Origin of the sequence: Streptomyces olivochromogenes (genome assembly GCF_021538895.1) — a bacterium.
Taxonomy (GTDB): Bacteria; Actinomycetota; Actinomycetes; order Streptomycetales; family Streptomycetaceae; genus Streptomyces; species Streptomyces olivochromogenes_A.
In genome coordinates this window covers 73,584-83,349 of sequence record NZ_JADDRL010000039.1, presented here as the reverse complement: position 1 = coordinate 83,349, position 9,766 = coordinate 73,584, and the positions used below count along the sequence as shown (strand labels likewise).

Below are 9,766 nucleotides of genomic sequence, written 5' to 3'. Positions count from 1 at the left end.
TGCGCACCCGCTGGTCGACGGGCGCGTTCTCGACCCCGTGGAGCTGGGAGATGATCGTGGACCGCAGCTCGTCGTCGTCCTCGAACCAGTGGTCGTGGAAGAGCGTGTAGCCGGTCCACATCAGATTGGCGCACACCCGGGCGGGCACCTGGCCGGTCTGCGCCCCCATCCCGACCAGCGCCACGGACCGGATGCTGCCCGGCTCCTTCCGGTTCTGCCGGTGGACGGCCTGGAAAGCGGCCGCGCACGCCAGCGCCACGTTCAGCGTGGCACTCACGTCCTGCGAGGACCGCACCATCGTCGGCGTCGATATCAGGTACCGGGGGACGGTCGCGCCGGACGGGACGCAGACCGCGCTGCCCACCGGCATGGGTCCGGCGAACCGGTCGCGGATCGCCCGCTGGACGCGCACCTGGATGCCGGCCCCCAGGTACCGCTTGATCACGGCGTCGACCCCGCCGTCCATCCGGCCCCGGGAGTTCGTGGGGGTGACCCAGGCGTCGACGTCCTCGTCGAGGATCGAGCCCTTGCGGATCTCGATGCCGGGGGTGTCGGCGAACGCGGCGCGCCACGCCTCCACCACACGCTCGTTGACGTCCGTCAGCACCACCCTGAGCGCGGGCAGCACACTGCTCTCGGTCATCGTCCACTCCTGTCGTGCAACAGCGGTTCCAATACCTCGAACGTATCTCCCACCACTGACAACGCAGCCCGGACAAGGAGCCGGTGACCTGCCGTCATGCTCCGGTGAGCCCGCATCGACCGGTGGCCGCACACGCCCGTGTCCTACCAGCCGTGCACCGGGTACATGAGTTGGACGGGGCCTGGCCCTCAGACCTCCCCGGCGGCACGACATCCGAGCCACGGAAGGCGATTCGAGCGCCGAGACGGCGGGCAGGCGACGGTCGGCGAGTGCAAGATGCTGGGATGGTTCCACAGCGTTCGGTAAGGCCATCGACCAGCTCCATGGCAACCTCGGTGCGTACGACACCCAGACCATCATCCCGCTGTTCGTCCGTGCGACGGACCCGGATGGCATGACGCAGAGAGCGGTCGAAGCCGTGAAGGAGCACCCGGCCTACGCCTCAACCGGCTCGTCGAGTGGTCCGGGGCACCGTTGCGTGCTGGCGCCACTGCGGGGTGCGGCCGGACTCGACGCGCCTTGCCGTGGGGGGACTGGGTCCTGTGCGATCCGGCCCTTGCTCCCGCGACGACGCGTGACCCCGACATCACCCTGCGGGGCTTGAGCGCGCGCGGCGACGGTGGCTTGCATCTTCAGAAGCATTACGGCCAGGGCTCCTTCGCCGAGCTGCTGATGGTCCCCACGGAGAATGCGTTCCCGATGGGTGCGATCGACCCTGCCGAGGCCGGACGGTGGAATGCCCTCAGCGTGTGTCTCGTGCCCTACGGCCGTCTGCTCGCGGCCGACTTGCGGGCGGGTGAAACGGTTCTGGTCAGTGGCGCGACCGGGAACGTCGGCAGCGCCGGAGTCGCCGTGGCCCTCGCGATGGGAGCGGGCTGCGTCGTCGCGCCAGGCCGTAACCAGGACATGCTGACCGAGCTCGAGGATCGGTTCGGCTCACGCCTTCGAGTCGTGCCACTGTCCGGCGACGAGAACGAGAACGAGAACGAGGACCACGACCGGATGAAGCAGGCTGCACCCGGCCCGATAGACGTCGTCCTCGACCTGCTGCCGCCCTCTGCATGGACCACGCCGGTGCGGGCCGCTGCCATGACTGTCCGTGAATACGGCAGGGTCGTGCTGATGGGCGGCGTCGGCATGCTCGGCGGCGAGGACCTGGCCTTGCCCTATCCGTGGATCATGCGAAACAGCATCACCGTCCGCGGGCAATGGATGTACCGGCCCCAGGCCAACACCCGCCTCATCGAACTGGCCCGATTCCGCCTCCTCGATCTCCATCACTTCGACGTCACGGAGTTCGCCCTCGACATCGCAAACAAGGCCATTGAACATGCGACTGACAGCAACGGACCTGAGGCGCGGTACAGGATTGCTCCGAGCTGTTTCCTCAGGCCGCATCACGGGGGCCATGGACTTGGGCTGCTTGCGCAGAGCGCCCGCCGACACCGCGACCCGGCCATCCTGGCGCGAATCACTCGTGAACACTGGGGAGTTGAGACACTGTGAAACGTGCGAGACGTGACCTACGGCGGAGACGCGTCCCGTATCCGCACCAGAAGCACTCCCAGTGTGATGACCTCCCTACGCAATCTCGCCATCAGCCTCGCCTGGCCGGCCGGATGGACCAACATCGCCGAAGCCATCGACCACTACCGCCACCATCCCGACCAGGCCCTGCACGAACTCGGTCTCACCACGTGAGAACGCATCGACCCTGCGGGCCTGGTGGAGAAGAAACGCGACGGCGGGAAGGCCCGGGTGCCGCTGCGGACCCGTAGCCGGGTGATCGCACCGACAAGGATGACACCGCGCGCGGAAACTGGCCTGACGCACTGGTCCATGCGCACCCTGGCGGCGTGTCTGAAACGGGCGGAGGGGATCAAGGCCTCGTTCCACTACATCGCCCGCGTCTGGCGTGAGGAGAATCTGAAGCCGTTCCGGTCGGGCACCATCGAACTGTCCAGGGACCCGGCGTTCGCGGAGAACGCTGTGAGGGCAGCGCCGACTGGGGCATGCTGGTGATGGTCACGCGGCTCCTCTATCGGCACGGGGCTGTGGCCCACGTCGGGCCGATGGGCGGTCAGAACTGTGATGGTGCTCCGTGCGGCAAGGGCCCTATCGAGACACGCCCGCCGGTACGGCGGCTGCTAGCACCGCCTGGGACCAGGGTCGACAGATCCTGAACAAGGCAGCCTCGGCCAGTTGTCCCATGGGTCAGACCTTGGCCCCGGACGGTGCCCCATGAGTCTCACACTTGTCCCATACGAGCTCGATCGGCGCGCCGAGCCGCTGGTGGGCAGCGACGAGTAGGTCGCGGTAATCGGTCCAGGTGAAACTGCGTCTGTCAATCCCCTCGGGCTGTGGCACAGCTTGGAGGGCGGATGTCACATCCGGCATGATCCAGCGTTGTTCGACAGCGATGAGAGGCATGGCCGTCATCCTTTGCGGCCTCTTGCGCGGCGGCCGCGTCAGCCGTGGGTGATGGAGTGTTTCGAGTGATGAGACCGCTTGCGGTGCCTGCTGGTCGTCAGACCGTCCGCAAGGGGTGTTCGGCGGGGCTTACCAGGGCACTGTCCGACCTGAGCGGTCCAGGTACGCCAGACCAGGTGTGCCCAGTTTGGACAACAGAAGGTCCACCAGCAGCGGGACGCTCTCCTCGACGGTGAATGGCGCGTCCGGCCCCCCGAGCGCGATGCGGATCCAGCCGGGTGCCAGGAGGGCGAAGCCGCGCTGCGTCTCGGCCTGGCGGACCGCGAAGCTGCGCATGAACATGTTCAAGGCCGCTTTGCTTCCCCGGTAGACCTCGCGGCCTGCGTTCGTGTTGTTGGTGATGCTGCCCTGTCCGGACGACATCGCTCCGATGAGGCCGCCGGGGGACACCAGGTCTTCGAGCGCCTCGATGACGCGCATGGGGCTGAGAGCGTTGGTGATCATCACCTCGATGAAATCGTCTGTCGCCACCTTGCCGATCGGTGTCTGCTCATTGTTCGTGGTGCCGGAGTTGACGAAGAGCAGGTCGAGTCGGCGTTCCGTAAGACGCTCGTGCAGGGGCGCGAGGTGGTCGGGCTCGTTGATGTCGAGATGCTCGAGGGTGACGCGGCCCTCGGCCTGGTCGGCGAGATCGTGCAGGGGGGTTTGCGTGGAGGTATCGCGGACGGTGCCGATGACGTTCCAGCCTCGGCTGAGGAATTCAGCCGCCATGGCGTGTCCGAGGCCGCGTGAGGCCCCGACGATGAGGGCGGTTGGCGTGCGCTGCCCTGTGACAGTCGATGACATACAGAGTCATCTCCGTTCCTTTGCGTTGCGAGTTCACTTCGTGCGTCCTTGACCCAGACCGTCTCGGGGCGACACCGGGGTACGCACTGTTGTGGCTCTTCATCGGTACGGAACAAGTCTGCTTGCCGTGCCCTCGCAGATACGATCCTGGCAGCTCAATTTGTAGAATCCCTGCCATGGGAGGTGCATCGATGTCTCAATCTCTCAGGATCCAGCCCGATGATGTGCGAATCATTCGTGCACTGCAGGTCGCCCCGAGAGCCTCCTTCGCCTCGATTGCAGCCGCTCTCGGCCTCACCGAAGGCACCGTCAACCGCCGATACCGACGCTTGCACGCCGACGGCGTCATCCGCGTCGCCGGCGTGTTCAACCCGGGAGCGTTGGGACAAAGCAGATGGCTGGTCCGACTACGCTGCCGGCCCGGCAGCGTCGCGGCGATCGCGGGCGCGCTCGCCAAGCGAGACGATGTCAACTGGGTAGCCATTGGCGCAGCCGGCTCCGAAGTCACGTGCGCGACCCAGTCACGAGATCAAGCGCAGCGAGAAGAACTGCTCGGCCAACGGCTTCCGCGCACTGCGGCGGTGCTCGACATCAGCGCCTTCGCCATGCTCCGCCAGTTCATGGGTGGCCGCGGCCACTACTGGGCCGCACTCCACGGCGCGCTGTCCTCGGAGCAGGAAGCCATGCTCGGGAGCGAGGGCCCCCCATTCACGGAGTCTCCGGTCGTCACCGATGACCCTGTACACCTCAGCGCCGAAGACGAGAAGATTCTCGACGCGCTCGCCGCAGACGGTCGGGCCAGTCTCGTCGACCTCGCCACAGCGGCGGACTCCACAGCTGGCCGTGTCTCCCGCCGGCTCGGCGCTCTGCTCCAACAACGCGTCGTCCACATCGACGTCGAGATCGCCCCAGCAGCCTTGGGCTATCACGCGCGGGCCAACCTGTGGCTGCGAGTGCATCCGTCAGAGGTGAAGAACGTCGGACGCTCGCTGGCACGAGAACCGGAGATCGCCTTTGCCGCGGCCATCTCCGGCCCCTACAACATCCATGCCGTCGCCCACTGCCGAGACCTCGACGAACTCTTCGAATTCACGTCGGAACGCATCGGGGCTCTGCCTGGCCTGCAGAGCATGGAAGTTTCACCTGTCCTACGGCACGTCAAGCAAGCAGGCACACTACTGTCCGGCGGTCGCCTCGCCGTGCCACCGACTCAAGCATGACGTGAGCTGGCCCGCGGCGTCGCGACGCCTTACGACCACCCCACGCGCGGTGCAGCGTGACGGCGTCCTTCCGGAACTCCGCCGGACATGGAGACTGGCGTCCCACCTGGACATCCCTTCTTGAACCATCCAAGCTCCATTGTCGGCGTGTCCACTCCGAAAGATCTGCCTCAATGGCGGCGTTGGTCCGTTCACCCGGGCAGCGGACCGTGACCGATGATGCGCTCGCCCATGGCCGCGGAGGCCCGAACGGCGTCGAAGGCGTAGCCGCGCATGGTGTGTTCGTAGTCGCCGATGGCGGTGAGCAGCGGTTTGTTGCCTGCCGCAGCCGCGATCAGTTCGGTGCCGAGGATCTGAGCGTCGCGCAGGGCGGTGTTGGCGCCGATGCCCAGGGCCGGGCTCATGGCGTGGATGGCGTCGCCGATGACGGTGACGTTCGTGGGTGCCCAGGACGGAATGGGGACGCCGGTGCGCAACGCCAGCGGTTGCACGGAGTCGAGGTCCCACATCCGGACCAGTTCGACGAGGCCGGAATGCCAGGAGGCGATGCGCTCAAGGACGTACCTCTGGAGTGCTTCAGGGTGCGCCGCGAACAGTTCGGAGTCGGCGGGCAAGCGGGCGGTGACGGAGCTGAAGATGCTCAGTGCGAAGTCGTTGCCGACCTCGTCGCGGAACGCCTCGTCCCGTTCGGCGACCAACGGCGAGCGCGGGTTGCTGCGTTTGAGCGGGGCGAAGTTGATCACGTCGTGGTGGGGTTGGAGATCAATGTGAATATCGAGTGCAGTTCATCAGGGATCTCGCGTTCGGTTGCCGCGGTGAGTGGGACCTCCGCGGCGATGTGGCGTGCGCCCAAGTCGATGCTGCGGCATGCGGGAGGAGTTGGGCGCGAACCGCGGAGTTGATGCCGTCCGCACCGATCAGCATGTCGGCTTCGTCGCTCTCCCCGTTCGACAGGTGCACGGTGACACGCGAGTCGGGGGTGCGGCGGTATCCGGTGACCCGCGCGCCGAAGTGGATCTCCTTCTCCAGGCCGGTGGCGAGGATCCTGCGCATCGTCGAGCGGTCCGCCACCAGGTGTTCGGGAGCGTCTCCGGTGGCGCTGCCGACCCCGATGGAGCCATGGGTGTCGTGGATCGGGCCCGGGTTGAGCTGCTCGTCGAAGTGGCGTACCTGCTGCCGGGGGATACCGGCGGTCGCGACGAACAGGTCCCACAGCCGCGGGGCGAGCACCCTTCTCAGGGCGGTCGTTCCGGTGGAGTTGATGTGCAGTCGGTATCCCGGATTGCGGGCGACGAGATCGGCGTCGCGTTCGTACACGACGACGTCCAGGCTGTGGCGGTGAAGGTGGTGGGCGAGAGCCATCCCGGCGAGCCCGCCGCCGGCGATGGCGACACGGAAGTCAGTCATGGGGCACCTTCGTCGAAGGGTGTTGGTCCGTGGTTTGGCCGGGCGCCCAAGTACGAGGTTCGGCACCGGATGTGCGACTCAGCCTTCGACGCAAGGCAACGGGCTCTGGCCGACCAGGCCGTGCCCGCGCTTGGCCCGATTCGCGTACCTCGTCGAATCCGTGTCCGAGCAGCTCGCTCTCGTAGGCGTGCAGGGCTTCCTGGGGCTGCCGCCCGGTGGTGGCCTCGGAGGCGGCCCGGAAGGGCGGCACTGCCGCCGTAGCAGCCCTGGTCATCCGGCTCCGCACCTGATCACCCCGATGTGTTCAGCAGGGCCATGTCGGCCACTGGCCGCACGCCGCCGGTGAAGTAGACGGGGTACCGCCCCCTACCTTGTCGGTGGGGGCGGAGTCCCGCGCGTCTGTGGGAGGCGTGGTCCTGCCGGCTTCGGCGCGGGCTATTCGGGGAGAGGGTTTTGGGCCATGCGCCGTTGGCCGACCCGGGCTGCCTCTCGTACGACGGAGAAGCCGTAGGCGAGCATGTCGCGTTCGTAGGCGGCCAGGGATTCGGCGAGGTCGAGTTGCCCATCGGCGACCTTCTTGAGTGCACGGCCGAGCAGTGTTCCATCACGCATCGCGACGTTGGCGCCGCGGCCCAGAGTGGGTGTCATCGCGTGGACGGCATCCCCGAGGAGTGTCACGTTGGTGGGTGCGTCGAGCGTGGTCGGCACACTGGTGTACATCTCGACGAGGAAGAAGGAGGCCGGATCCGCACTGCGGACGAGGTCGGCGGCACCGGTCGGCCAGTCGCGGAGCGTCTCGGCGGCGATGTGGCGAAGTTCCTCACCCGAGCAGGTGCGCATCGCGCCATCGGTGTTCGGGAAGAACTCGTGGCGGCCGCCCACAATGCATACGACGTAGTCGTCCTGGTCGCGCATGGGGACCCCTGGAGCGAAGCGTTCCACGGCCTCGGCGGGAGAGGTCGGGAAGCGGACGCAGCCAAGTCCGAGGAACACCTTCCGCTCGTCCGAAGCGATGGTGAAGATGTCCTTCATGGTTTCGGCGGGCACGACAGGCTCGGCTGTCGCCCTCGGCAGGCGGCCGTAGATCGCGGTGATCCCGGCGTCAACCGTGTCGCCGTGCGGGGCCCGTTGGCGGCGGACGGCCGAGCGGATACCGTCGGCGCCGACGAGGACGTGGCCGTGCGCCTGGGAGCCGTCGGTGAAGTAGGCGGTCACTCCGTCGGGCGTGCTCGCGTAGTGGTCGAGGGTCTTTCCGAAACGCACCGTGTCTTCGAGGCCGGCGAGCAGGATCTGACGCAGGGTCGCGCGGTCGACGTTGGCGTGGGATCCCGGGCCGTCGTGGGCGGGCCAGACCCCCTCGCCGTGTTCGTCCTGCGCCGGCAGACGCTTGATGACCGACAGGTCGGTCCCCAGGATCGTGGTGAACGCCTCGGTGTACTGCGCGGTTGCGTCGAACACCGCGTGCAGGTCGGCCGGGAGGACCTCGCGAGCGGCGCCCAGCGCGTCGGCGTCGAGATGGAGGCGGTAGCCCTGGGGTCGGTCCCACGGGCTTGCGTCGCGTTCGAAGACTGTGACGTCGATTCGGTGGTTGCGGAGCGACTGGGCGAGAGTGAGGCCGCCGAGGCCGGCACCGGCGACGAGAACCTTCAGGTCAGACATGACCGTCCCTTGTTCGAGTTCGACAAAGGACGTACCGGTGGCCTGACCAGGCCGTTGCACGAACGCTGAGGCGTCACCCGGACTACCTACCGGGCAGTGGCTTTCGTACGTCGCTGGGACCGTAGCGCGCGCTTGTGGTGCTTTGCAAGCCCTGCCGGCTGTCAGCGGCCAGTTGGATTTCCCCGCTCGCGGCCACTTCAGCTGCCCATCGAGGCCATTTCCACGGGCGGCCACTTCGTGTACGCAGAGTGAGGTCATCCTCGGCGGCGCCCGCCCCACCACGGCAGGATCGGGGGCAGGTCGCTGAGCCCGCGGCTCGGTCGTTTCGGCATCGGCGACTCCCCGTCGTCCCCGTCCCAGCGGCGTGCGTATTGGTCTGGGAGGCTGCCCCACCCCCAGTAGGGAACCGGGAGGTCGGGTGCATGGCCGAGTTCGTCGAGGGGGTCGATGTGCTTTTCCGCCACCGTGCACAGGTGGGCCCAGTCATCGCCCATGTCGAAGACGTAGGCGACCTGTTCGCCGGCCTGGAGCCTGCTCAGCTTGGTGGTAAGGCCGTCCACCGTGCCGTCCGGGGCCTCGTCGTCCCACCAGTCCAGGGGGCTGACCCGGGTGCCATCGGACAACGTGAACAGGTGCAGGTGAGCCAGGTCCCAGCGGCCGAAAGCGAGATCGATGGCCGTGGCGAACTCTGCGAAGGTATGCGATCGCGCGGCGGCGAAGACCCGGCCGGGGCGAGGCCACAGGTCTGCGCCGTGTCCGGAGACCAACTCCACCCGGATGGACAGCCAAGTGCGTGCCACGGTCACAACCCCTTCATGCCTCCGGTACCCGAGCCAGCACCGAGGCTACTGAGTGTGACGCCCAAGTGGGGAGTGGAGCCGGCCGTACTTGGGGAATTTCTACTGGCTGCCGACAGCCGGCTCGGCGTCCGGTAGATCACGAGGCCGGTCACGCACTGTGTCTGGACCGACAATCCGAAGTCGACGCGGTCACTTGATCGACCGGACCGCCTTGCCCTGAGAGCCGGAGCATAACCCCGGATTCACCAGCCCGGCACCGACCATGGAGCCGTCATCGGTTGGCCCCCTGTCGTCTGGAGAGAGACTCCATCATGCGTGTGTTCGTCACGGGTGCGACCGGATTCAACGGGAGCGCCGTCGCTTCCGAGTTGCAGGCCGCAGGCCACCAAGTACTCGGCCTTGCCCGTTCGACAGCCGCGGCTGACGCCCTCGTGGCGGCCGGGGCGGAGGCACACCATGGGAGCCTTGAGGACCTGGACAGTCTGCGTGCCGGCGCCCGCTCGTCCGGAGGGGTTGTCCACCTGGCGTTCAACCACGACTTCTCGGACTACGTCGGCGCCGCGCGAGACGAACTGGACGCCGTCACCGCTCTCGGTGCCGAACTGGAGGGCTCCTCGGAGCCTGCGGAGTGACTGAGCCCCTTCCAACTCGGCTGTGAGATCGAGCGGTTGCGGTGACGGGCAACTAAACCTCAGTTGGATGGGTTGTCGACTACTGAGCTTGAAAGCGTGATGTCGTTGCAAGGGGGCGGCTCGGTCGGT

Annotated in this window: 11 protein-coding genes and 1 pseudogene; 5 read left to right on the top strand and 7 right to left on the bottom strand. The window is 67.2% G+C overall.

The genetic code is table 11. The features are described 5' to 3' along the window. On the bottom strand, positions 1–643 hold a 643-nt coding region (locus IPZ69_RS21180; protein ID WP_235455764.1), incomplete at its 3' end, for a macro domain-containing protein. Between the two features lie 600 nt (positions 644–1,243). On the opposite strand from IPZ69_RS21180, the gene IPZ69_RS21175 reads away from it, so the two are divergent. Genes IPZ69_RS21175 through IPZ69_RS21165 form a run of 3 tightly spaced genes read left to right on the top strand, consistent with a single transcriptional unit; the run spans position 1,244 to position 2,665 of the window. Next, on the top strand, positions 1,244–2,149 hold the full coding sequence (locus tag IPZ69_RS21175; protein ID WP_308407526.1) for a zinc-binding dehydrogenase: 906 nt from the start codon (positions 1,244–1,246) through the stop codon (positions 2,147–2,149). 3 nt (positions 2,150–2,152) lie between these two features. Continuing rightward, entirely contained in the window at positions 2,153–2,344 is a 192-nt protein-coding gene (locus IPZ69_RS21170; RefSeq protein ID WP_235455763.1) for a hypothetical protein, read from the top strand. A gap of 24 nt (positions 2,345–2,368) precedes the next feature. Further along, a complete protein-coding gene (locus tag IPZ69_RS21165; RefSeq protein ID WP_235455762.1) occupies positions 2,369–2,665 on the top strand; it encodes a hypothetical protein in 297 nt (98 codons plus the stop codon). A gap of 219 nt (positions 2,666–2,884) precedes the next feature. Here the strand turns inward: IPZ69_RS21165 and IPZ69_RS21160 are convergent. Continuing rightward, positions 2,885–2,986, bottom strand: a pseudogene (locus tag IPZ69_RS21160) (transposase); the annotation flags it as partial. 216 nt (positions 2,987–3,202) lie between these two features. Then, entirely contained in the window at positions 3,203–3,919 is a 717-nt protein-coding gene (locus IPZ69_RS21155) for an SDR family oxidoreductase (RefSeq protein WP_235455761.1), read from the bottom strand. A 191-nt stretch (positions 3,920–4,110) separates the two neighbouring features. Here IPZ69_RS21155 and IPZ69_RS21150 point away from each other — a divergent pair, with 191 nt between their 5' ends. Further along, positions 4,111–5,139, top strand: a complete 1,029-nt coding sequence (locus tag IPZ69_RS21150) for an Lrp/AsnC family transcriptional regulator (RefSeq protein WP_235455760.1) — start codon at positions 4,111–4,113, stop codon at positions 5,137–5,139. 191 nt (positions 5,140–5,330) lie between these two features. On the opposite strand, the gene IPZ69_RS47470 is transcribed toward IPZ69_RS21150, so the two are convergent. The 4 genes from IPZ69_RS47470 to IPZ69_RS21130 all read right to left on the bottom strand — a co-directional run bounded on the left by IPZ69_RS47470 (position 5,331) and on the right by IPZ69_RS21130 (position 9,005). Then, entirely contained in the window at positions 5,331–5,882 is a 552-nt protein-coding gene (locus IPZ69_RS47470; protein ID WP_235455759.1) for an FAD-dependent oxidoreductase, read from the bottom strand. 19 nt (positions 5,883–5,901) lie between these two features. Then, entirely contained in the window at positions 5,902–6,546 is a 645-nt protein-coding gene (locus IPZ69_RS21140; protein WP_235455758.1) for an FAD-dependent oxidoreductase, read from the bottom strand. 435 nt (positions 6,547–6,981) lie between these two features. Continuing rightward, positions 6,982–8,205: an FAD-dependent oxidoreductase gene (locus IPZ69_RS21135; protein ID WP_235455757.1), complete on the bottom strand. Its 1,224-nt coding sequence runs from the start codon at positions 8,203–8,205 to the stop codon at positions 6,982–6,984. A 254-nt stretch (positions 8,206–8,459) separates the two neighbouring features. Continuing rightward, complete coding sequence (locus IPZ69_RS21130) at positions 8,460–9,005, bottom strand: plasmid pRiA4b ORF-3 family protein (RefSeq protein ID WP_235455756.1); 546 nt, start codon at positions 9,003–9,005, stop codon at positions 8,460–8,462. Positions 9,006–9,316: 311 nt separating this feature from the next. Here IPZ69_RS21130 and IPZ69_RS21125 point away from each other — a divergent pair, with 311 nt between their 5' ends. Next, complete coding sequence (locus IPZ69_RS21125) at positions 9,317–9,637, top strand: NAD-dependent epimerase/dehydratase family protein (protein WP_308407525.1); 321 nt, start codon at positions 9,317–9,319, stop codon at positions 9,635–9,637. Positions 9,638–9,766 lie beyond the last annotated feature (129 nt).

What these genes read in the sequence shown, in the direction of transcription:
- IPZ69_RS21125 (WP_308407525.1), top strand. Translation starts at nt 9,317, where the DNA reads ATGCGTGTGTTCGTCACGGGTGCGACCGGATTCAACGGGAGCGCCGTC.
- IPZ69_RS21155 (WP_235455761.1), bottom strand. Translation starts at nt 3,919, where the DNA reads ATGTCATCGACTGTCACAGGGCAGCGCACGCCAACCGCCCTCATCGTC.
- IPZ69_RS21150 (WP_235455760.1), top strand. Translation starts at nt 4,111, where the DNA reads ATGTCTCAATCTCTCAGGATCCAGCCCGATGATGTGCGAATCATTCGT.
- IPZ69_RS21140 (WP_235455758.1), bottom strand. Translation starts at nt 6,546, where the DNA reads ATGACTGACTTCCGTGTCGCCATCGCCGGCGGCGGGCTCGCCGGGATG.
- IPZ69_RS21135 (WP_235455757.1), bottom strand. Translation starts at nt 8,205, where the DNA reads ATGTCTGACCTGAAGGTTCTCGTCGCCGGTGCCGGCCTCGGCGGCCTC.